Source organism: Paraburkholderia azotifigens, assembly GCF_007995085.1.
Taxonomy (GTDB): domain Bacteria; phylum Pseudomonadota; class Gammaproteobacteria; order Burkholderiales; family Burkholderiaceae; genus Paraburkholderia; species Paraburkholderia azotifigens.
Map to the genome: position 1 here is coordinate 538,435 of NZ_VOQS01000003.1, position 21,238 is coordinate 559,672.

The following is a 21,238-nucleotide window of genomic DNA, read 5'->3' on the forward strand; positions in this document are numbered from 1 at the left end:
ACGACATCAAGCGGATGCCAGCGAATAATCAATCCAAACATCCGGCAATCCGACGAATCACCCTATCGAGGGTAACGCGGCCCTTCAGCGCCGCAGAAGCGACCTCAAACTCGATCCACCCTTCATTGAATCCATCGATCATCTGCATGCGCGGCAGCGGATTCTTCATCCCTTGGGAACGAAACAGCGATTCCCACTCGCCTCGCGGCACAACCTGCATACGCACATCACGCCCGAGTGCATCGGCAAACGCAGCAGCAATCTCATTCGGCGTCACGCGCCGCGGCCCTTCAAGCTCAACAATGCGCACACCCGCCCACGAATCCTGAAGCAGACCTGCAGCAACGCGACCAATATCCTCGGTGCCGACCATAGGCACAGGCTTATCGAGTGGCTGCAAAAAACTCGGAATCACACCGCTCGCACGCGCTGGCTCGAGATCCCACACACTGTTTTCGAAAAACCACGCGGCGCGCAGAAACGCCACAGGCATCGGCAACGTGCGCAGCTCCTGCTCCATGATGCCCAGCTGATTCAGCAGATTAGGCCGCGTAACCTGTGCACCAATGGTCGACAGCACGACCACACGCGACGGCTTCGCCGTGCTCAACGCCGTACGCAACGCTGCAATATTGCGGCGCGACTCCCCGAAATCCGGCGAAGGGTCGAACACCGGCGGCAACAGCACGAACACGCCATCAGCGCCTTCAAATGCATGATGCAACGCGTCGACATCATGCATCCCGGCAAGCGCCACCTCACATCCACGCGCGGCCCACGGCCCGCCCTTTTCCGCGCTGCGAACCACAGCGCGCACTGCCCTGTCCTGCGCGAGCAACGCATTGGCGACCACGCCGCCAACTTGACCCGTGATACCCGTGACTGCATACATGCTGCAACTCCCGTTCAATTGAATAATGCTTGCGACGGAAGCCATTCTGATCTTCACAGACACTTGATGCCATGACATGGATGTCATTTGATTCATGACACAATGGCATTCGGATCAACGCAGGAGCACACGATGTCCTTCGACGAACGCATTCTCAACGGCATGGGCGTACTGACAGCAATCGTCGAAAGCGGCAGCTTCGCGGGCGCGGGCGAGCGGCTCGACATGTCGCAATCGGGCGTGAGCCGCTCGGTCGCGCGGCTGGAGGCGAGGCTCGGCATCCGCCTGTTCGACCGCACGACGCGCATCGTCAAGCTCACCGACGAAGGGCGGCGTCTCTACGAGCAGATCGTCCCGCTGATGGACGGCCTCGAAGAAGCGGCTGCCTCGGCGGCAGGCGGTGCGACAGCCGTGCGCGGGCGGCTGCGCGTCAACGTCGATCCGTTCTTCTCGAAGATCGTGCTGAGTCCACGCGTGGGCGAATTCGTCGGGCGCTATCCGGAACTGAATCTCGACCTGATCACGCGCGATCAACCCGGCGATATGATCGCCGACGGTTTCGATCTCGCCGTGCGTTTCGGCGAGCCGCGTCCATCGACACTCGTCGCACGCAAGCTACTCGACACGCGCATCGTGACGGCCGCATCGCCAGGCTATCTGAAGAAACATGGACGGCCGTTGAAACCAACGGACCTGGAGCGCGAACCGCACAGTTGCATCCAGTATCGCGACCCCGAAACGGGACGGCCCTTCGTGTGGGAATTCCACCGCCCGCGCAAGAAAGTCATCATCGACGCGCGTGGCCGCCTGATGGTCAACGACGTGTCGACGATGCACGGCGCATGTCTCGCCGGTCACGGCATCGCGCAGATCATGGCGCTCGGCACGCAGCCGCTATTCGACAGCGGCCGCCTCGTCGACCTCTTTCCCGACTGGCCCGACGAGCGCTTTCCGCTATACGCGCTCTATCCTTCGCGGCGTCATCCGTCCGCGAAGGTGCGCGCGTTTCTCGACTTCATCGTGAAGATCACGGGTTCATCGCTCAACGACAAGCCGTGGTACTGATGCTGCGGCTGCACAACATCACTTGACGTTCTTCGCCCGCGCCTGCTCGGCGATCGTCTTGTAATCGTAAGTGGGATAGAACTCGGTTCGGTAGCTGCCCCACGCGGTCTCTTCGATCGCGCGATTCACTTCGCGCAGCCGGCCGGCGGGAACGCGCAGCGTCACGACCTGCCCGACGCCCATCATCACGTACCACGACACCACTTCGATGCCGGGCGGTGGGAACGCCTTGTAGAAGCCCTGATCGGCCAGTTGCTGGTTGATCTTCGGCAGCGGCTTGGACTGGTCGTGCTTCAGGAAGATCGTCAGGAGGAACGTGCCGTCTCCGGCGGGTGTCGGCGGCGGCATCGCGCTGGGACCGGTCTGCGCGGCGGCTGGAATCGGGGCTAGCGCGGCAAGCGCCGCGACGACGGCGACTCCCGCTATCCATGTGCGAACGGCGTGCATCGGCTTTCTCCCTGGTTCTGTTGACGGACGAAACGGCGAAGGCAAGCACTGACGCATGCATCATGCCACTTGCGCACCCCACGCACGTGACGCGCCTTCGCCGCAAACGCGCATCGGCACATAACCCTTTAGGGTTAAACATATGTTGCGATTATTTTTTTCATGGCAACATATGTACACACGCTACGAACCGTGTCAGACGACCGGTTTGACGACTTAACGGATTCAACCAGGGGACTTGCAATGAACCGACTGACTTCGCTTGCGCTTGCCTTGTGCGTCGCGGCGCCCTGCCTCATGACGACGACGGGCGCTGCCGCGCAGGAATCGCAGCCGACGCTCGCCAGGATCGAGGCCGCCAATCTGATCGCGATTGGCCATCGCGAGACCTCGGTGCCGTTCTCGTATGTCGATTCGAACAATCAGGTGATCGGGTTTTCGCAGGATCTTTGCAACCGCATCATCGATGCGGTGAAGGTCAAGACACACAAGCCGAACCTGCAGGTGCGCTTCATTCCCGTGACGTCGCAGAACCGCATTTCGCTGGTGCAGAACGGAACTGTCGATCTCGAATGCGGCGTGACGACGAATCTCACGTCGCGGCAAAACCAGGTTGCATTCGGCGACACGTTCTTCGTCGCCACGACGCGGCTGCTTACGCGCAAGGACTCGGGCATCAAGGACTTTCCCGATCTCGCCGGCAAGACGGTCGTGACGAATCAGGGCACGACGTCCGAGCGCATTTTGCGCAAGATGAACGAAGAGAAGAAGATGAACATGCAGATCATCAGCGCGAAGGATTACGGCGAAGGACGCATGACGCTGGAGACGGGACGCGCCGTTGCCTACATGATGGACGACGTGCTGCTGGCGGGCACGCGCACGCTTACCGCGAAGCCTGCGGACTGGGTGATCACGGGCACGCCGCAGTCGTCGGAGGCGTATGGGTTCATGTTGCGTAAGGGCGATCCCGCGTTCCTGAAGATCGTCGACGACACGCTTGCGCAGGTGATGAAGAGCGGGGAAATCGACGCGATGTATGACCGGTGGTTCATGAAGCCGGTGCCGCCGAAGAACATGAATTTCGATTTTCCGATGAGTGAGAATCTGCGCACGCTGTATAAGAACCCCAACGATAAGGCATTCGAATAAGGTTGCTCGTACTGCCCTTGCACCGCGCTTTCATTCGCGGCACGGGCAGACGGGTTACGTTGCGTCAGGTGCAGGCTGCCGGAGTAGAATCGAACGAATCGAAACTCGTGACGATCCGCCTCCGGAGCTGTAATGAAACCGCCTTCGCCAAAAGAAGAAAAGACGCGCTGGAAACCGTCTCCCACGTTGTTGAACGTGCTGACCGCACTTATCGGGATCGGCACGTTGTGTGCCGGTATCGGCTGGCTGGTTTATAGCTGGTACGTCGATCTGGAGGTGCCTTACTTTGCGATTCCGCTCGTGATGTGTGTGCCTGTTATTGTTGCTGTTGCGTTTCGGAATATGTTTGATTAGTGGGTTTTGGGTTTATGCCTGCGGCGCTTTTTTTTCGCGGGCATCCGCGGGTGGCCTTCGCGCGGCGAGATGATTTTCGCGCTGGCATCCGCGATTTCGTATCGGTGCTGCATGCGTTGCCCCTGTGCGGGGCGGCACTTACTTTCTTTGCCGCCGCAAAGTAAGCAAAGAAAGCGGGCTAACCCCGCCAGTGCTTGTTGTTGCCTGCGGGACCCGTTGGGGGCCCGCAGGCAGGAAGAAGGATTGGCGGTGTGAGCGGCTTTCTTTTGCCTACTTTTCTTTGCCGCTGCAAAGAAAAGTAGGTGCCGCCCCGCACAGGGGCAACGCATGAAGCACCGCTACGAAACCGCGGATGCCAGCGCAGCGCAGCGCAGCGCAGCGCAGAGCAGCTCACCTCGCCACAGTAGTATCACTCAAACCATCATCGCGAGAAGAAGAACTCAGCAACGGCTGCAACTCAGCAGCCATCGACTTCAGCAACTGCACTGCAAGAGCACTGGTAAAGTCATACCGCTTCGCATAAGGCTCATGCACCACCGCCGTCAAGGCGCCAAAAAACCGATCGCCGATCACAAACACAAACGTCGCCGTGCGATTAACCTTCCGCGATTCAATCAGTCGGCGCCCCTTGGCGTAGATATTCAAACGCTGATCCCCGGTCCCCGTCTTCCCGTACACTTCGAAAGTCTGCCCATTGGGAAACGTCATCCCGCCTGCGAGGCGCCGGGCCGTCCCACCAGCCACGACATCCCGCAACAACGTTTGCGCGACTCGCGCAATCTCAGGCGAAATGGCCTCGCTCGGCTGCGGCGTCGCGGGCACGAAGCGCGTTTCATACGGCGTGCCCTTCGCAAATTCGAGTTCGGACAGGCTTTGCGTCGGCGCCTGATTCCCCTTGTTCGCGATCACCCCGATCAGCTGCGCCAGCGCCGCAGGACGATCGCCCGATGCGCCGATCGCAGCCGCATACGAAGGCGTCAAATGCGCGAACGGATAGCCGAGCGCCTGCCATGACTTGCCGATCGCGTCGTATGCATTTTGCTCGACCATGCGGCGAATGCGACGGTCCTGCGTCGCGTGATAGCGCGTCTTGAAGAGCCACTTGTACGCATCGGCGCGCACGTCGCGGCTCGCCTCCATCACGTCGTTCGCGCTCGCGTCGGGATGCTCGCGCAGATAGTCGACCAGCCACAGTTCCAGGGGATGCACGCTCGAAATATAGGCCCGGTCGTTCAGGTTGAACTTGTCGATGCCGTATTTCGTGTAGAGCTGCGCGAGCGCATCATCGGGCGGGTTCGCTTTCGGCGTGTTCTTCAACGCGGCACGCATCTGCTCGTTGAACCACGCCTGCGATCCGTCGGGCCGCACGCTGCGCAATACGGTCGCCACTTTCGGCGGCGACTTGCGCACGCCGCGCAGCAGGATAGCGAGCATCTCGTCCTGCGTCTTGCCGTGATACCTGGTGTAAAAGCGATTCATGTACACACGGCTTTCCTGATCGGCAAAGCGCGTCAGGTACATCTTGCGCGTGTCGGGATCGTCGAGCCATTGCGACGACGGACCCGACGTCCTGATCGTTTCATAGTGAACGATGTCGCGCATCATCCGCACGAACACGAGATTCACCGAGTGCTGAAAAGCCTGATGCACGGTGAGAATGCGCGAGTTCTCGTCGGCTTCGAAGTTCGTGAAGTTCTGCGCGCCCCCGCCCGTGAAGAACGTTTCCCCCGCATTCGCCGAATACTTGCGCTCCACCGACGCATCGAGCATCGCAGGCAGCGAGCGGTCTTTCGTGTGCATGAAGTAGTCGACGGCCCAACGCGTCAACGCGTCTTCGCGCTCGGGCTTCACAGCGCGCAGTTCATCGACGCTCATTTCACCATAGCGCGTATGCAGTTCCGACATGATCTGCAGATACGTGATGATCGTGCGCAGCTTCGCCGTTGAACCGAGGTTCAAACGCGCACCCGAATTGATATCGAAAGGCCGGTTGACGCTGTCGGTCTGCACACGCAACAGATTTGCGCCGTCGCGCTTTTCGAACAGCGTGAAGCTGAGGGCGATCTTCGACGGATCGTCTTTCGGCTGCAGCATGTTGAAGCCATAGAGGCCCGCTGCCTGCGCGCCTTCCTTCGTCGTCGCGGCGGCGAGACGGTCGCTGATGTCCTGCTGCACCTTGTTGTTCATCGTCGACGTGACGCGCACATCGAGCCGGTCGAGGTCATACAGATTCGACACGCCGAGCGACGCCATCAAATGCGTGCGCAATGACGTCACCGCCTTGCGTTCGACGAACGAGCCTTCGGGCGGCGCGAGCTTCGAGCGCGTCAGCACGAGTTGCTGCGCGAGCGCGGCGTCGCGCAGTTGCGGCGTAATCACGCCATTTGCCGCCAGCAGCCGCAGATAGCTTTCCGTCAGAGCATTGAGTTCATTGTTCTTGCGCAGCAGGAAATGCGACGGCCCGCGTTGCGCGATCATCAGCGACAGAACCTGACGGAACGCGAGACCCTGTTCGGGAAGATTCCCGGGCGTCGGCGGCGCTTTCAGCACGCGGTTCGCTTCGGCGAAATCGCGGCCGTACCAGGCGGCAAGCCCGTCGCCGATGCCGTTCACTTCGCCGATGCCCGGCTGCGCCGCGAGCGGCACCGAATTCAGATAGCGCACGACGATCTGCTCGCGCGCGGGCATCGTGCGCGGACCGTCGAGATACGCACGCACGGACGCCGATGCGATCTGCCGCAGCTTTTCCTTCGGCGTCGCGGTACGGCCGCCGGGAGAATGGCGGAATTTCTCGATCTGCGTCGCGAGCGTGCTGCCGCCAGGCTGCGCCTGATTGTGGTTGAACACCCGCAGACCCTGATCCATCAGCGCCCGGCTGAAGCGCCCCCAGTCGATTGCGGGGTTGCGGTTCGGCTCGTCGGCGTCGAGCAGATGACGGTCTTCGATAAACAGCAGCGCCGACACGACAAGCGGCGGCACCGACTCGAAATCGTCATACGCGCGCACGGGATACTGCGCGCCGAACAGGCGCGTGCCCGTCGAGTCGTACAGCACCAGGCCCGCCTGATCCTTTTCTTCGTAGGGAATGAAAAGACCGTCGTCCGCGAGCGACGCCATGCGTGCCGAATCGCGCGCCTGCGACGCCACGGAAAAACCGCGCTCTTTCAAACGGCGTTCGAATGCGGGCAGCAGCGCGTAGCCGAGGCGGATGTCGTACGGGCCGTCAGTGGGAAAGCGGATGTTGTCGCTCGGGCCTTCCGAAACGGTAAAGCCGACGTCGCGCGTCAGTTCGGAGAGGTAGCGCGCCTGCAATCGCGACGTGTCCATTTCGATCTGGACGAGCCGCACGCCCAGCGCGACGGCGACGAGAAACGCGGCGAAAAAGAGCCACTTGAACCACTTCCAGGCGGGCGTGGTGCCGATTGCGCGTAGCGGAAACCGTAGTGGCCGATTCATGGCGGCGTTTCCTTGCAGGTGCCTAACCAGATTAACCTCGACTCATGTCAGTCTAGCGCGGAACGCACGCTTGCGAGGGTCGGAATCGACAGGACTTGAGCGGGTGAGTACGGCACGCAACACAGTTGTCACGCAGAAGCGACAGGACCGCATTTTTTGCCGCCCGGCGTGCCGCCGTCCGGCGCCACCGCGTAAAGGAGACCGCGACTTCGATGCCGATGCAACCTGCGGCTGTGCGCCCTTGCCGTACGCGAAAACGCCTGGGCACCCGGGAACGCCAGGCGAACCCCAGGAGAACACCCTGGAATACCGAATACGGCGAGCGGGCGAACCTGAGTAACATAGCCGCGCATCCGAGCCACTACGCGCCTTTGTGCCGAACCTTATGCAAAGTTACTACGAAGCAACCGTCGAACGGCCGAGCCGCCCTGCATTGACGGGAAAACTGGGCGCGCACGTCTGCATCGTCGGCGGCGGGCTGGCGGGCCTGTCGACGGCGCTCGGACTGGCAGAACGCGGCGTGCGCGAGATCGTGGTGATGGAAGCGAACCAGGTCGGCTACGGCGCGTCGGGGCGCAACGGCGGCTTCGTGTTTGGCGGCTACAGTCTCGACTGCGCGGACCTGCTGCGGATTCTCGGGCCGGCGCGGGCGCGCGAACTGTACGCGCTGACCATCGACGCCGTCGACCTGATGCGCACGCGGATCCAGCGCTACGCGATCGACTGCGACGCGACGGACGCAGGCGTGATCCTCGCGAACTGGTTCGACGATCCGGCGCGGCTAGACAGCCAGCGTCGACTGATGAAAGACGGATTCGGCGTCGACTGGGAACCGCTCAGCGCCGCCGAACTGGGCGCGCGCCTGAAGACCACGCGTTATCACGGCGGACTGTTCGAGCGCAATGCGTTTCACTTTCATCCTTTGAAGTACGTGCTCGGTGTCGCGCGCGCCGCCGAAGCGGCCGGCGTGCGGATCGTCGAGCAGTCGCCCGTGACGTCGCTGCGCCGCCAGGGCGAAGGCTTCATGGTCGGCACGGCGCACGGGACGGTCGAAGCGCGGCATGTCGTGATGGCGGGCGGTGGCTACGCGCGCAACGTGTATCCGCGCGTCGAACGCGCCGTGCTGCCCATCGCGACCTACGTGATGGCCACCGAGCCGCTCGGCGCGCGGCTTGCCGGGGCGATCGGCTGCCCTTCCGCCGTCTACGACACGCGCTTCGCGTTCGACTACTACCGGCCGCTGCCCGACACGCGCATCCTGTGGGGCGGGCGCATATCGATTCGCGAGCGCGAGCCCGAATCGATCGCGCGGCTTTTGCGCCGGGATCTGCTGAAGGTGTACCCGCAATTGCACGACGTGCGCATCGAGCATGCGTGGGGCGGCCTGATGAGCTACGCGCGGCACAAGATGCCGCAGATCGGCCAAAGCGCCGACGGCGTCTGGTACGCGGTAGGCTTCGGCGGCCACGGGATGGCGCCGACCACGGTGTCGGGCGAACTGCTGGCGGCCGCGATCGCGGGCGAGCGCGCCGTGCCCGAAGCGTTCGCGTCGTTCGGCCTCACGCACACGTTCGGCGCGCTGGGACTGGCGGCCGCACAGTTGACGTACACGGCGATGCAGACGCGCGACGCGCTCGCGGACCGTCCGCGCCGCACGCGCTGAAGCCATCGCACGGCGTACTCGCGAGGGCCGCGCAGCGCCGCTGGACACGCCGCCAGGCCGCGCCGGCCGGGGATTTCGGCATGCTAGAATGAAACGTCATCGCCGCCGGAATACACAATGAAAAAGGGAAGCCGAGCAACCGTGCCCGAGCATGTCGAGACCCCGAACGAGACCTCCGAACCGCGGCGCAAATACGATCCCGAAGAGACGAAGCGCAACATCCTCGAAGTGGCTACGCAGGAGTTTTCGTCGATGGGACTGACGGGCGCGCGTGTCGACGCGATCGCCGAGCGCACCAATACCACGAAGCGCATGCTGTACTACTACTTCGGCAGCAAGGAGGGGTTGTACGAGGCCGTGCTCGAAAAAGTGTATGGCGACATCCGTGCGCTCGAACAGGATCTGAAGGTCAGCGACATGAGCCCGGTTGATGGGCTGCGCAGTCTGGTGGAGTTTACTTTCGACTACCACGACAAACATCGCGATTTCGTGCGGCTCGTGACGATCGAAAACATTCACGGCGCCAAATACATCGAGCAGGTGAAGACCTTCAAGACCCGCAACGCGACGGTGATCCACACGATCGAGGATCTGCTTGCGCGGGGTGTCGCGGCGGGGGATTTCCGCGAGGATATCGATGCGATTGATCTGCATCTGCTGATCAGTTCGCTGTGTTTTCACCGGATTGCGAACCGGCATACGTTTGGGACCGCGTTTGGGCGCGATCCTTCGCACGCAAGGTTGCGTGCTCGGCATCGGGCTATGATTGTTGATGCTACTTTGCGGTTTGTTAAACGGTAGTTTTTTGTCTGCGACGCTAGTCGCCATTTATTTGGTTTTTGTCTTTTGCTTTTTGGTGGCATCCGCGATTTCGTATCTGTACTTCATGCGTTGCCCCTGTGCGGGGCGGCACCTACTTTTCTTTGCAGCGGCAAAGAAAAGTAGGCAAAAGAAAGCCGCTCACACCGCTAATTCTTGTGTTTGCCTGCGGGCCCCCTACGGGTCCCGCACTCCACGCGGCATCGAGCTACTCAATGCGCGTTGCCAGCGCTCCTGGATTCGCATCCCCTACTTCACACTCCCACGTCACAGACCGCGTTACCAGAAGCCCACCGCCGCCCAGGTGGCAAACTGTGTGTAGGCAGCCGTGACGGAAATGCACCACTCCGGACTGACAAGCGGATCGGTGTCGTAGAAGCGCCAACGCATGCGGTGCGACAGCCTACACACCGTTTGCCACCTGGGCGGCGCAGACGATTCGCTGCCGCTGGCTGCGCTACGGGTGACTGGAGTGGGTGATGCGCCTGTTCAAGGCGTTGGCAACGCGCGTGGAAAAGTGCGTTGCCGTCTGGAGTGCGGGACCCGTGGGGGGCCCGCAGGCAAACACAAGGATTAGCGGTGTGAGCCCGCTTTCTTTGCTTACTTTCTTTGCGGCGGCAAAGAAAGTAAGTGCCGCCCCGCACAGGGGCAACGCACGAAGCACCGCTACGAAATCGCGGATGCCAGCGCAGCAAAAACCAAAAACCAAAAAGCAAAAACCAGAAATGCCGACCAGCGTCGCAGACAAAAAAAACCTATTGCTCTAACGCCCTGAGCCGAGGAGCCAAAGCCGACGACAACAGAGCCTCCAACGACATAGGCCGCGCGAGATGATACCCCTGCCCATGCGCGGCACCGATAGCGCGCAAAAGCTCGAGCGTAGCCTGATCCTCAATCCCTTCGGCGACGACAGTCAATTCAAGCGATTCAGCCATCCGCACGATGGCTCGCACAATCGCACGACTGCGCGCACTCTGCGTCAACTCGAACACGAACGACTTGTCGATCTTCAGCCCGCTAAACCGGTACTGATGCACATAACTCAACGACGAAAACCCGGTACCGAAATCGTCGAGCACGACGCACATGCCGCTATCGGCAAGACTCTGCATCGTATTGCGAGCAAGATCCGGCTCGGCGACGAGCGCGCCCTCCGTCAGTTCGAGCGAGATACGCGACGGATGCACCCCATATCGCTTCAACAGTTCGAGCAGTTCGTTCGCGAACTCCGGACGCGTGATGCTATAGCTCGACAGATTCACCTGCACGGGCGGCCAGTCGATATGCTCCGGCTGCGCCAGAATCTCGGCCACACGCGTCAGCATGTACATGTCGAGCCTGCCAATCAGCTTCAAGCCCTCCACGGCAGGCAGAAAGCGCCCCGGCGCCCACACTTCGCCATTCGGCTGCTGCCAGCGGATCAACGCCTCCAGCGCGACCAGCTCGCCACTCGCGATGTCGACGATAGGCTGGAAATACGGCACCAGTTCGTCGTCGCGCTTGAGCGCATTGCGCAGCGCGCCTTCTGTTTCGATCTGGTCCGACAGCTCGCGGCGCATCTGCTGGTTGAATACCGCAAAGCTGTCGCGCCCGCGGTTCTTCACGCGATACATCGCGGCATCGGCATCGCGCAACAAGTCGGCGGGCTCGCGATGATGCGCGCTGTCGGCACTCACCACGCCGACGCTGCATGACGTGAACACCGTCTGCTCGCCGATGCTGAACGGCGTATCGAACGCCGCGAGAATGCGCTCCGCCAGCGAGAGCACCGTTTGCAGGCTCGCGCCCGGCACGACGACGGCGAACTCATCGCCGCCCAGCCGCGCGAGCAGATCGTCGCGCCGCAGACACTCGCGCAGACGCCCCGCCACTTCGACCAGCAACGCATCGCCGAACAGATGGCCCAGACTGTCGTTGACGACCTTGAAGCGATCGAGGTCGATAAACAGCACGGAAAGCGGCTCGCCGCGCCTGCTGTAGCCGAGCCATGCCGCTTCGAGCCGCTCGTACAGATGCGAGCGGTTCGGCAAGCCCGTCAGCGCATCGTGATAGTTCTCGTGCAACAGCCGCGCGTTGGCGGCATCGAGTTCCTGCGTGCGCGCCAGCACACGCGCTTCGAGTTCGAGATTCGCCGCTTGCTGCGCTTCCGCGACGCGCCGCCGCGACAACGCCGTATCGATGTGGCGCGACACGAACGTCAGTAACTCCTGATCGCGCCGGTCGTAGCGCACGCTCGACGAATAGCTCTGCACGACGAGCACGCCGCGCACGACACTGCCGTCGAAGAGCGGCACGCCGAGCCACGAGCGCAAACGGATGTTCTCGGTGTCCAGCTTGATCTCGCCCGCTTCGACGAGGCGCACGGCATCGTTCGTATCGAGCAGACAGGGCACGCGCCGACGGATCACATGCTCGGTGAGGCCCCGCTCGCCGCGGCGCCGTGCAGGCACTTCCTGCTGCGTTTCGTCGATGTAATACGGGAACGACACTTCCTCCGTCAAGGGATCGAACAGCGCGACATAGAAGTTCTTCGCATACAGCAGCCCGCCGACGATTTCATGCAGGCTGCGAAAGAACTTGCCGATCTCGACCGACTGGCTCGACAGTTCCGCGATTTCGAACAGCGCCGCCTGCAGATGCTGCGCGCGCTCGCGCTCGGCAATCTCCGCGCGCAGCGTGTCGTTGAGATGCGAGAGTTCGGCCGTGCGCCGTGCGACTTCCGCCTCGAGACCGACGCGATGCAGAATGCGGTCGAGCGCCATCGCCACGTGCCGCGCGACGACGAGAAAGAGCGCGCGGTCCTCGGCGCTATAGATGCGCGACGCATCGTAGACCTGCATCGTCACCATGCCGAACACTTCGTCCGATGCGTTCTTCAGCGGCGCGCCCATCCAGAACTTCGGCCTGTGCCCGACGCAGTAAAAACGGCCCGTCGCGGCCGCTTCGATGATGCCCTTCTCGTCGATCAGCAGCGGCTGGCCCGTCGTCAGCACGTAACCCGTCAGCGACAGCCGCTCCGGGTTGACCATGTCCATGTGGTTCGTGTCGACGGCCTCGGTGTCGATCAGGTCGATGTAATGCGGATACGTGACCGCGCCCGTTTCGCGGTCGAAGAGCGCGAGATAGAAGTTCTCCGCGTCGATCAGCGTCCCGAGCCGCTCGTGAATCGCCTGCAGGAACTCGCCCCGCTCGCTGATCGAACTGGCGAGATACGCGATGTCGTACAGCACGCGTTGTACATTCTGCGCACGCATGAGCGCATCGGCCTGCATCTGTTCGCCGATCACGCGGGCAAGTGCGGCAAATGCGGGGGCCGGCGCGCACGAAGCCGGCGCGAGCAGCCAGCCGAGCGCGAGATCGCTGCGGCCAGTCGGCCACGCGAACCAGCCGTACTCGACGCAGGCATCGTGCAGGCTCGCGGGCACGATCGAGCGCGGCCAGTCGAACGGCGCCGCGCCTTCGCGCACGAGTTCGAGGTGCTGGCCCGCGCGATACCACGCCCAAGGCGCGCCGGCGGCTTCCACCGCCCGCGCCGCCTCGTCGATCGACCGCGCTCCCGTACCGTCTGCCGACAGATCGGCATTCCCCATAAATCAGCCCCCGCGCCGTCTCATGATTGTTTTCACCCTCGACCTGTTATATCGACGTAAGCCATAGCAAACTTAATGTATCTGGCCCGCAAAAAAAATACCTCGACCGAGCCGAAAACGTTTGCCTGAAGAATTCTTCGTTTCGTTTTTCCTGGGTCTTGCCTGGGTCTTGCCCCGATTGCTGCGGAACGGCACTTGCTGCCCAGCCAGGGTCCGCGCCGCTCACGCGATGCCCTCTTTCGCTTCGCTTGCGCAGTGCACAGTTCGAGGAGCCAACATGCAAGCACATACGAGGGGCGCGGTGCACGCCGATGTTTTCCGGCTCGGCCCGCGAGACTGGGTGCCGAACAACGCGCATCTCCCCGTCATCCTGTATCGCGACGTGCTGGATGCAAACAGCATGGGCGACAGCGACAGCCTTGCCGAAACATTCGAAGCAATGTTCAGCCGCAACGGCTGGCCGCCGAAATGGCGCAATGGGATTTTCGACTATCACCACTTTCATTCGTCGGCACATGAGGTGCTTGGCATCGCCGCGGGCGCGGCGGATGTGATCGTGGGCGGCCCGGGCGGGCGCGTCGTGCATCTGGAAGCCGGCGACGTGCTGCTGTTGCCGGCGGGCACAGGGCACTGCCTCGAATCGTCGAGCGGACCGCTCGAAGTGGTCGGCGCCTATCCGCCTGGCCAGCAGTGGGATATCCGGCGCGAAGCGTTGACGGAGACGGAACGCGCCGCGATGGAAGCGCTGCCGTTTCCCAACAGCGACCCCGTGCGCGGCGCACAGGGGCCGTTGCTGCAGAACTGGTCGAAAGCAGCGTAACGCTCACGCATCGCAGCGTCAGTGCTGCAGGCCCCAGCGGCGCACCGTCACGCGCTCCAGCGTGTCGAACACCAGATGCTCGACGAGCAGGCCGATCGCAATGACGGCAGCCAGTCCCGCGAACACGCGGTCGGTATAGAGTTCGTTGCGGTTCTGGAAGATGTACCAGCCGAGTCCGCCGTTGCCGCTGCTCGCGCCGAACACGAGTTCGGCTGCGATCAGCGTGCGCCATGCGAAGGCCCAGCCGACGCGCAGCCCCGCGAGAATCGACGGCAGCGCGGCGGGCACGAGAATCAGCACGACATGGCGCAGGCCTGTGAGGCCATAGTTGCGTCCCGCCATCCGCAAGGTTGCGGGCACGGCGCGAAAACCCGCATACGTGTTGAGCGCGAGCGGCCACAGCACGGCATGCACGAGCACGAACAGCAGACTGCCCGTGCCGAGACCGAACCACAGCAGCGCGAGCGGCAGCAGCGCAATCGACGGCAACGGATTGAACATCGCGGTCAGCATCGACAGCAGATCGCGGCCGATGCGCGTCGATACGGCCAGCGACGTCAGCAGAAAAGCGAGCGCGACGCCGAGAAGATAGCCGCGCAACAGCACGGACATCGACACGGCCGTCTTCTGCAGCAGTTCGCCCGATGCGATGCCCTGCACGAATGCGGAGAACGTGGCGCCGAAGGTCGGCAGCAGCAGATCGTTGTCGATCGCGCGTGCCGCGATTTCCCACGCGGCGATCAGCACGATCGCAATGATCGTCTTGCTGAGCCACGACTGGTTCGCGAGACGCCGCGCGAGCGGCAACGGCGCTTCGACGGCGAGATCGCCGACAGGTTCGAGCGGCCGTTCGTATTCGGCGCGCACGGGCGGCAGCAAGGTGGAAGGCGTGCTCATCGGCTCGACTCCGCTTCTTCGAACAGCAGGCGATGAATCTGCGCGACGCGATGCTGGAAGTCGCTGCGGCCAAAACTGTCCTGTGTGTATTGATGACTGTTGAGTTCGGCGCGCACACGGCCCGGATGCGGCGACAGCAGCAGAATACGATTGCCGACGATCAACGCTTCTTCGATCGAATGCGTGACGAACAGCAGCGTGAAGCGCACTTCTTCCCACAGCCGCAGCAGCTCTTCCTGCATCTTGCGCCGCGTGAGCGCGTCGAGCGCGGCGAACGGCTCGTCCATCAGCAGCACGCGCGGCTGCATCGCGAGCGCACGCGCAATCGCGACGCGCTGCTTCATGCCGCCCGACAGCGTGTGCGGATATGCATCGGCGAACTGTGCGAGGCCGACCTTGTCGAGGTAAAGCAGCGCGCGCTCCTTCGCCTCCGCGCGGCTCAGCTTCTTCGCGGCGCGCAAAGGAAACGCGATGTTCTCCAGCACCGTTTTCCACGGCGGCAACTGGTCAAACTCCTGAAACACGACGATGCGGTCCGGGCCCGGCTCGCGCACCGTCTCGCCGTCGAGCGTGATCGTGCCCGAGACAGGTTTGATGAATCCGCCGACGGCCTTCAGCAACGTCGACTTGCCGCAGCCCGAAGGTCCGAGCAATACAAAGCGGTCGCCGCCGTACACGTCGAAGCTGACCTCATGCGTCGCGCGCACCACGCGCTCGCGTGTGCGGTATTCGAGGCTCACGCGATCGACGGCAAGCAGGCGGCTGGAGTGCGCTGCGTCGCGCACGGCATTCGTCGCGGCATGTTCCGGGAATAGCACGGAAGGATTCGCGACCATCAGCGCGCTCCTGTGATTTGAACTGCGTGCGAAATGACTTTCACGATGAGACACCGGATAAGCAAAACGACAACATAAGACGCGCGTCTGCAAAGACCAACCAATGAATGTGCATATTCAATGCTGTGTGATGCATAAGCGCCGCAAATCGCGCTATGACCGCATGTATGTCTTGTTTGGCGTCGGCATTGGCAATGTGGAGCGTGGTCGCCTGAAAGCAGAAAACCCGCTCAAATAGCGGGTTTTCCTGTGTTGCGGCACGCCTGCATCAACTGCCCGACGCAGTCGCCGGATCGTCGAAGAAATAGTCCTTCCACGACTTCGGCTCGTTGCGGATCGCGCCGACGCGATACATGAACTGCGCCAGCGCGAATGTGTTCTGCGGTGCGACCTTGAACTGCACTTGCGGATTGCGGATCACCGACAGCAGCAGATTGCGGTCCGTCTTCGCCTGGTTCACGCGAATGTAGATGTCGGCGGCGGCCTCCGGATTTGCGGTGATGAATTGCGCTGCGTCGGCAAGGCCATTCACGAACGCGCGATACGTCTTCGGGTTGTCGTTGCGGAACTTCTCCGTAGCATAGAGCACGGTGGCGGAGCTCGGGCCGCCGAGCACATCGTATGAATTCAGCACGATGTGCGCTTTCGGATTCGCGGCCAGCTCCTGTTCCTGGAACGGCGGATTGCCGAAATGCCCCGTGATTTCCGTGCCGCCCGCAATGATGGCGGCAGCAGCATCGGGATGCGGCACGGCCTGCGTGATCTTGTCGAGACGGTTGTACTCCTTGTCGCCCCAGCGTTTCGCGGACGCGAACTGCAATACGCGCGACTGCACCGACACCGACACGGCCGGCAACGCGATGCGGTCCTTGTCGGTGAAGTCGGCGATCGTCTTCACGTTCGGATTGTTCGACACGAGGTAGTACGGCAGATTGCCGAGCGATGCGACACCCTTCACGTTCTGCTTGCCATGCGTGCGGTCCCAGATCGTCAGCAGCGGACCGACACCCGCGCCCGCGATATCGACCGAGCCCGACAGCAGCGCGTCGTTCACGGCGGAACCGCCCGACAGCTTCACCCAGTCCACCTTGATATCGAGCCCTTCCTTGCGCCCTTCTTTCTCGATGAACTGCTGATCGCGTGCAACGTTGAGCAGCAGGTACACGATGCCGAACTGTTCGGCGACGCGAATATGCCCTTCAGCGTGGGCGTCGAGCGACGCGCCGAGTCCTGCCGCGCCGAGCGACAGCGCAAGCAGCGACGAAACAAAACGACGGGCGAACGACGGCCGCGCCGCGGCCGGGCGAATGGAAGACAGCATGGAAACCCCGCGAGTCGAAAACGGAAAATGAAGAATGCGTGCGGCTCAGAACGGCACGTCGCCTTCGATCGTCGTGCGATACAGCTTGCGGCGCAGATGATCGGGCGTGCCCGCGGCGAGGTGCATCAGCGAGCGGTTGTCCCAGAACACGAGATCGTGCCCGGCCCACTGATGACGATAGATATGCTCTTCGCGCACGCTGTGCGCAAAGAGTGCTTCGAGCAGATCGCGGCTTTCGTCCTCGGGCAGACCGACGATATGGGTCGTGAAATGCTCGCTGACGAAGAGCGCCTTGCGCCCCGTCTCCGGATGCGTGCGCACGATGGGATGCACCACCGCCTTCACTTCGGCGATCTGCTCAGCCGAGAGATTCGGCCGCCACGGACTGCGCTTTTGCAGTTCCGCGTATTTCGCGAGGTACATGTGCTCCGCCGTGCGTCCTTCGACGGCTTTGCGCAGGTGCTCGGGCAACGTGTCCCACGCCAGATGCATGTTCGCGAACAATGTGTCGCCGCCTTCCGAGGGCAACTCCTGCGCGTGCAGCAGCGAGCCGAGACTGGGCTTTTCCTTGTATGACAGATCCGAATGCCAGAAGTGACCGGCGTCGCCGAGACCGACAGGCTGACCGTTCTCGCGAATGTTGGACACGATCAGCACTTCAGGATGACCGGGCAACTGGAACTGGCGCAGCACGTGAATCTGCAGCGGGCCGAAGCGGCGGCTAAACGCGATGTGCTGTTCCGGCGTGATGCGCTGATCGCGAAACACCAGCACGTGATGATCGAGATGCGCACGGTGAATAAGCGCGAAGTCGTCGGCGGAAAGCGGCTCGTTCAGATCGAGGCCGAGCACTTCAGCACCGACGGGTGCATCGAACGGAACGATGTCGAGCGCCCGGCGCACGCCGGACGATTGCACGCGCGGCGCCGCGCGATGATGGGACGAAACGGTGGTTGTCACGCTGAATGTTCTTTATAGGTTGCAACGATAGAAACAATCTACGGCCCGCGTATCGGACCGTCAACGAAGCAAATCCCATACTTATATCTGCTTTAACGATAAACGCCCCGTTAGCCTGGACATCAATTGAACGACACATACGTATCGCATGTCAGACCCGGCATGCGCACATTATTGGCTCACCAGTGCGTTTGCGCGCCGTCCCCGTACGGCAGGCATCGCGCGCTAGCGCACAGACGTTCGCTGACGCGTATGACAAGTTCGGGCTAACATCGGGTTGCGGCGTTTGCCACTTCACGGTCTCGCAGTCTCGCGCCAGTGCCATGACAAAGGACTTCATCCATTCGATTGCCGTGCTGGGCGCCGTGGGAGTGGGACTCTGTTGCGGGTCCGCGCGCGCGCTCGAACTCGACGGACAGCTCGTGTGCAAGAGCGACGCGCACACTTTCATTCAGCCGCTGCTCGACGACCAGTACATCGACCCCAATCCGATGCGCGTCGAGGCCAATTCGGTGAATGCGTTCCGTCCCAAGCGCGGCCGCGATCTCACTGCATTCGGTTTTCATGTATATGCGGTGCTTGGTTATCAGCGCGACGACGCGATCTTCCGCAAAGGCAGCGGCAAGGAAGAAGCCGATTCGATTTACGGCGTAGTCGTGTCCGGTCCTTCGGAATCGGTGCGCGTGCGCGTGCAGCAGGCGGGCAGCGAAGCGACCGTCAAGCAGGTTCTCCCTTTCGTTCTGACAGCCATCGTGTGCAGCGCAGGGTAGCGCCTGTTTTGCAGGGCTTTTTACACAAACAGTCCATGACTGTTGTTATTCGCCCAAACGGTGCACGCTGCCATCAAACAGAAATCCCCCTCCAGGTAATCTCTTCCGCGCAGTTCATGCGTTGCGGGTTCGTCGCGCGCCGCGTCAAGGCGAACTTTCCGGCGATTGTTTCGATTTGATGACGCATTCATGCCGCAGCACGCAAGAGTCTGCTGCAGCAACACCGCGTTAAATCGGACCCCGCGTTTTCCTATACTCGCCAGGCTGTTTTTTCACTCACTGTCTGGACTAGCTGGAGCTTAACCATGAAAAGAATCCCCGCCGCCATTGCGGTGCTCGGCGCGCTTGCTGCATCGACCGCACACGCGCAAAGCTCGGTCACGCTGTACGGCATCATCGACGCAGGCCTCATGTACACCAACAACGTCCAGAAGAGCGGCACGAGCGGTGCGCTGTGGCAAGCGACGAGCGGCACCATCAACGGCAGCCGCTTCGGCCTGCGCGGCGCTGAAGACCTGGGCGGCGGCTACAAGGCGATCTTCGTGCTCGAAAACGGCTTCAACGTGCAAAACGGCAACCTCGGCCAGCACAGCCGTCTGTTCGGCCGTCAGGCGTACGTCGGTCTCGCCAGCGCCAACTACGGCCAGATCACGCTGGGCCGCCAGTACGATTCGCTCGTCGACTTCGTCGCGCCGCTGTCGGGCACGGCAGGCACGTTCGGCGACACGGGCTTCGCTCACCCGTTCGACAACGACAACCTCAACCACTCGGTGCGGATGAGCAACGCCGTCAAGTACACGAGCACCAACTACGCGGGCTTCAAGTTCGGCGCGTTGTACGCGTTCTCGAACAGCACCGATTTCGCGATCAACCGTGCCTACAGCGCGGGCGCGAGCTACCAGTGGGGTCCGTTGAACATCGCTGCCGGCTACCTGCAGATCAACGGCTCGAACAGCACGACCAACACGGGCGGCGCTGTCGATACGGCTGAATCGGCGGCGAACGGCATCGGCGGCTTCCAGGTCGGCGCAGGCGTCGAGCGCGTGTTCGGCGCGGGCATCAACTACGCGTTCGGTCCCGCTGTCGTCGGTTTCGTGTATACGAACAGCCACTATCAGCAATCGGCTGCATTCGGCATGAGGAACGGCTCGATGCACTTCGACAACTACGAACTGAACGCCAAGTACGCGTTCACGCCCGCGATCTCGTTCGGCATCACGGATACGTACACGAACGGCCACACCAGCGGCTCGGCTGCGTTCGGCTCCGATCCGAAGTTCAATCAGGTCAACGCACAGGCCGTCTACGCGTTCTCGAAGCGCACGGACGTCTATGCCGAAGCGATGTACCAGCACGCGATCGGACACGGCTACGTTGCGTTCGTCAATACGTCGGGCGGCGCATCGTCGACGGCGAATCAGGTGGTCGCGACGATCGGCATGCGTCACCGCTTCTAGGCAGCAGCGCTGCAACTTCCGGGACTTGCTCTGGAAGCCCGCCGCATGTCGCGCGGCGGGCTTTTTTTCGCACGCGGCGTCCCAGCTCCTTGCCTGTATCTTTCTACGACCAGCAAGGCTGCCTTCCAGACTCGACGGTTTTTCCCCATTCGTGCGATCCGTAGACTTCCTCTTGCCGGCTCATGCAACACCGCCGGCAATCATCGGAATCTCATTGGGAGAACGTCTTGAAGTCCACCGTTGCCGCCGCCGTCGCCACGCTGACCGCGGCCTTGTTCGCCGCCGCACCCGCGCTCGTGCACGCGCAGGAACCCAGCACGCGCCTGACGCGCGCGCAGGTACGCCAGGAACTCACCGATCTCGCTTCCGTCGGCTATCGCGCCGGTGGCGGCGAAGATCCCACCTATCCGTCGAAAGTGCAGGACGCGATGCAGCGGCTCGCCGCCAAACGCGCCGCGCAATCGGCCTATGGCGCGGGTACGTCGGGTTCGTCTCAGACAGGCTCCGCGCATTCTGCCGCGGCTCAATGACACGCGTCGTCACCTCACGTTATCTGCAGACGAACTGCCGTGCGCCACACGACGTGGTGGCCGCACGGCGATCGCCCGAAAATGCCATGCAACTCGCGCCTGTTCACACGCAATAGCGCGCATCTTTTCACTGACGTGTAGCGCTTAATCACGCGTCGGCGCGCGGCATTGACTCCAAAACAACGATTAGACCTCGAACTCCATCCGGC

At 62.2% G+C, this 21,238-nt stretch carries 19 protein-coding genes; 11 read left to right on the top strand and 8 right to left on the bottom strand.

Annotation, left to right across the window (positions count from 1 at the left end):
* Positions 1-28: 28 nt before the first annotated feature.
* Positions 29-892, bottom strand: a complete 864-nt coding sequence (locus FRZ40_RS19610; RefSeq protein WP_147235272.1) for an NmrA family NAD(P)-binding protein — start codon at positions 890-892, stop codon at positions 29-31.
* A gap of 132 nt (positions 893-1,024) precedes the next feature.
* On the opposite strand from FRZ40_RS19610, the gene FRZ40_RS19615 reads away from it, so the two are divergent.
* Positions 1,025-1,957 carry a LysR family transcriptional regulator gene (locus FRZ40_RS19615; protein WP_147235274.1) on the top strand — a complete coding sequence of 311 codons (933 nt, stop codon included), beginning with the start codon at positions 1,025-1,027 and terminating at the stop codon, positions 1,955-1,957.
* Between the two features lie 18 nt (positions 1,958-1,975).
* Here FRZ40_RS19615 and FRZ40_RS19620 read toward each other — a convergent pair whose 3' ends face one another.
* A complete protein-coding gene (locus FRZ40_RS19620; RefSeq protein WP_147235276.1) occupies positions 1,976-2,404 on the bottom strand; it encodes a hypothetical protein in 429 nt (142 codons plus the stop codon).
* 243 nt (positions 2,405-2,647) lie between these two features.
* Between FRZ40_RS19620 and FRZ40_RS19625 the strand changes: the two genes are divergently transcribed.
* Positions 2,648-3,556 (top strand): glutamate/aspartate ABC transporter substrate-binding protein, encoded by a 909-nt coding sequence (locus tag FRZ40_RS19625; protein ID WP_147235278.1) that lies wholly within the window; start codon positions 2,648-2,650, stop codon positions 3,554-3,556.
* Between the two features lie 132 nt (positions 3,557-3,688).
* On the top strand, positions 3,689-3,910 hold the full coding sequence (locus tag FRZ40_RS19630) for a hypothetical protein (RefSeq protein WP_028371539.1): 222 nt from the start codon (positions 3,689-3,691) through the stop codon (positions 3,908-3,910).
* 390 nt (positions 3,911-4,300) lie between these two features.
* Here the strand turns inward: FRZ40_RS19630 and FRZ40_RS19635 are convergent, their stop codons facing one another.
* Positions 4,301-7,366, bottom strand: a complete 3,066-nt coding sequence (locus FRZ40_RS19635) for a transglycosylase domain-containing protein (RefSeq protein WP_147235280.1) — start codon at positions 7,364-7,366, stop codon at positions 4,301-4,303.
* A gap of 385 nt (positions 7,367-7,751) precedes the next feature.
* Here FRZ40_RS19635 and FRZ40_RS19640 point away from each other — a divergent pair, with 385 nt between their 5' ends.
* The 3 genes from FRZ40_RS19640 to FRZ40_RS19650 all read left to right on the top strand — a co-directional run bounded on the left by FRZ40_RS19640 (position 7,752) and on the right by FRZ40_RS19650 (position 10,615).
* Positions 7,752-9,029 (top strand): NAD(P)/FAD-dependent oxidoreductase, encoded by a 1,278-nt coding sequence (locus tag FRZ40_RS19640; protein WP_028370571.1) that lies wholly within the window; start codon positions 7,752-7,754, stop codon positions 9,027-9,029.
* Positions 9,030-9,146: 117 nt separating this feature from the next.
* Positions 9,147-9,830 carry a TetR/AcrR family transcriptional regulator gene (locus FRZ40_RS19645; protein ID WP_028370570.1) on the top strand — a complete coding sequence of 228 codons (684 nt, stop codon included), beginning with the start codon at positions 9,147-9,149 and terminating at the stop codon, positions 9,828-9,830.
* A 497-nt stretch (positions 9,831-10,327) separates the two neighbouring features.
* Complete coding sequence (locus tag FRZ40_RS19650) at positions 10,328-10,615, top strand: hypothetical protein (protein WP_147235282.1); 288 nt, start codon at positions 10,328-10,330, stop codon at positions 10,613-10,615.
* Here the strand turns inward: FRZ40_RS19650 and FRZ40_RS19655 are convergent.
* Positions 10,604-13,438: a sensor domain-containing phosphodiesterase gene (locus FRZ40_RS19655; RefSeq protein WP_147235283.1), complete on the bottom strand. Its 2,835-nt coding sequence runs from the start codon at positions 13,436-13,438 to the stop codon at positions 10,604-10,606. The genes FRZ40_RS19650 and FRZ40_RS19655 overlap by 12 nt on opposite strands.
* A 277-nt stretch (positions 13,439-13,715) precedes the next feature.
* Here FRZ40_RS19655 and FRZ40_RS19660 point away from each other — a divergent pair, with 277 nt between their 5' ends.
* Positions 13,716-14,258, top strand: coding sequence for a cupin domain-containing protein (locus FRZ40_RS19660; protein ID WP_028370568.1), 543 nt, complete (start codon positions 13,716-13,718; stop codon positions 14,256-14,258).
* An 18-nt stretch (positions 14,259-14,276) separates the two neighbouring features.
* On the opposite strand, the gene FRZ40_RS19665 is transcribed toward FRZ40_RS19660, so the two are convergent.
* A complete protein-coding gene (locus FRZ40_RS19665) occupies positions 14,277-15,155 on the bottom strand; it encodes an ABC transporter permease (protein WP_147235285.1) in 879 nt (292 codons plus the stop codon).
* Entirely contained in the window at positions 15,152-15,991 is an 840-nt protein-coding gene (locus FRZ40_RS19670) for an ABC transporter ATP-binding protein (protein WP_147235287.1), read from the bottom strand. The genes FRZ40_RS19665 and FRZ40_RS19670 overlap by 4 nt, the downstream gene beginning before the upstream one ends.
* A gap of 103 nt (positions 15,992-16,094) precedes the next feature.
* Here FRZ40_RS19670 and FRZ40_RS45765 point away from each other — a divergent pair, with 103 nt between their 5' ends.
* On the top strand, positions 16,095-16,229 hold the full coding sequence (locus tag FRZ40_RS45765) for a hypothetical protein (RefSeq protein WP_275671031.1): 135 nt from the start codon (positions 16,095-16,097) through the stop codon (positions 16,227-16,229).
* Positions 16,230-16,259: 30 nt separating this feature from the next.
* On the opposite strand, the gene FRZ40_RS19675 is transcribed toward FRZ40_RS45765, so the two are convergent.
* The gene (locus tag FRZ40_RS19675; RefSeq protein WP_147235289.1) at positions 16,260-17,312 is read right to left on the bottom strand and encodes an ABC transporter substrate-binding protein; all 1,053 of its coding nucleotides are present in this window, start codon (positions 17,310-17,312) and stop codon (positions 16,260-16,262) included.
* A gap of 45 nt (positions 17,313-17,357) precedes the next feature.
* Complete coding sequence (locus FRZ40_RS19680) at positions 17,358-18,230, bottom strand: TauD/TfdA dioxygenase family protein (RefSeq protein ID WP_147236741.1); 873 nt, start codon at positions 18,228-18,230, stop codon at positions 17,358-17,360.
* 365 nt (positions 18,231-18,595) lie between these two features.
* On the opposite strand from FRZ40_RS19680, the gene FRZ40_RS19685 reads away from it, so the two are divergent.
* The 3 genes from FRZ40_RS19685 to FRZ40_RS19695 all read left to right on the top strand — a co-directional run bounded on the left by FRZ40_RS19685 (position 18,596) and on the right by FRZ40_RS19695 (position 21,029).
* On the top strand, positions 18,596-19,042 hold the full coding sequence (locus FRZ40_RS19685) for a hypothetical protein (RefSeq protein ID WP_028370563.1): 447 nt from the start codon (positions 18,596-18,598) through the stop codon (positions 19,040-19,042).
* 305 nt (positions 19,043-19,347) lie between these two features.
* Positions 19,348-20,499: a porin gene (locus tag FRZ40_RS19690; RefSeq protein ID WP_147235291.1), complete on the top strand. Its 1,152-nt coding sequence runs from the start codon at positions 19,348-19,350 to the stop codon at positions 20,497-20,499.
* A gap of 227 nt (positions 20,500-20,726) precedes the next feature.
* Complete coding sequence (locus FRZ40_RS19695; RefSeq protein WP_147235292.1) at positions 20,727-21,029, top strand: DUF4148 domain-containing protein; 303 nt, start codon at positions 20,727-20,729, stop codon at positions 21,027-21,029.
* Positions 21,030-21,238 lie beyond the last annotated feature (209 nt).

What these genes read in the sequence shown, in the direction of transcription:
- FRZ40_RS19690 (WP_147235291.1), top strand. Translation starts at nt 19,348, where the DNA reads ATGAAAAGAATCCCCGCCGCCATTGCGGTGCTCGGCGCGCTTGCTGCA.
- FRZ40_RS19630 (WP_028371539.1), top strand. Translation starts at nt 3,689, where the DNA reads ATGAAACCGCCTTCGCCAAAAGAAGAAAAGACGCGCTGGAAACCGTCT.
- FRZ40_RS19640 (WP_028370571.1), top strand. Translation starts at nt 7,752, where the DNA reads ATGCAAAGTTACTACGAAGCAACCGTCGAACGGCCGAGCCGCCCTGCA.
- FRZ40_RS19655 (WP_147235283.1), bottom strand. Translation starts at nt 13,438, where the DNA reads ATGGGGAATGCCGATCTGTCGGCAGACGGTACGGGAGCGCGGTCGATC.
- FRZ40_RS19665 (WP_147235285.1), bottom strand. Translation starts at nt 15,155, where the DNA reads ATGAGCACGCCTTCCACCTTGCTGCCGCCCGTGCGCGCCGAATACGAA.
- FRZ40_RS19675 (WP_147235289.1), bottom strand. Translation starts at nt 17,312, where the DNA reads ATGCTGTCTTCCATTCGCCCGGCCGCGGCGCGGCCGTCGTTCGCCCGT.
- FRZ40_RS19685 (WP_028370563.1), top strand. Translation starts at nt 18,596, where the DNA reads ATGACAAAGGACTTCATCCATTCGATTGCCGTGCTGGGCGCCGTGGGA.
- FRZ40_RS19660 (WP_028370568.1), top strand. Translation starts at nt 13,716, where the DNA reads ATGCAAGCACATACGAGGGGCGCGGTGCACGCCGATGTTTTCCGGCTC.
- FRZ40_RS19645 (WP_028370570.1), top strand. Translation starts at nt 9,147, where the DNA reads ATGAAAAAGGGAAGCCGAGCAACCGTGCCCGAGCATGTCGAGACCCCG.
- FRZ40_RS19610 (WP_147235272.1), bottom strand. Translation starts at nt 892, where the DNA reads ATGTATGCAGTCACGGGTATCACGGGTCAAGTTGGCGGCGTGGTCGCC.
- FRZ40_RS45765 (WP_275671031.1), top strand. Translation starts at nt 16,095, where the DNA reads ATGAATGTGCATATTCAATGCTGTGTGATGCATAAGCGCCGCAAATCG.
- FRZ40_RS19625 (WP_147235278.1), top strand. Translation starts at nt 2,648, where the DNA reads ATGAACCGACTGACTTCGCTTGCGCTTGCCTTGTGCGTCGCGGCGCCC.
- FRZ40_RS19650 (WP_147235282.1), top strand. Translation starts at nt 10,328, where the DNA reads ATGCGCCTGTTCAAGGCGTTGGCAACGCGCGTGGAAAAGTGCGTTGCC.
- FRZ40_RS19615 (WP_147235274.1), top strand. Translation starts at nt 1,025, where the DNA reads ATGTCCTTCGACGAACGCATTCTCAACGGCATGGGCGTACTGACAGCA.
- FRZ40_RS19620 (WP_147235276.1), bottom strand. Translation starts at nt 2,404, where the DNA reads ATGCACGCCGTTCGCACATGGATAGCGGGAGTCGCCGTCGTCGCGGCG.
- FRZ40_RS19670 (WP_147235287.1), bottom strand. Translation starts at nt 15,991, where the DNA reads ATGGTCGCGAATCCTTCCGTGCTATTCCCGGAACATGCCGCGACGAAT.
- FRZ40_RS19635 (WP_147235280.1), bottom strand. Translation starts at nt 7,366, where the DNA reads ATGAATCGGCCACTACGGTTTCCGCTACGCGCAATCGGCACCACGCCC.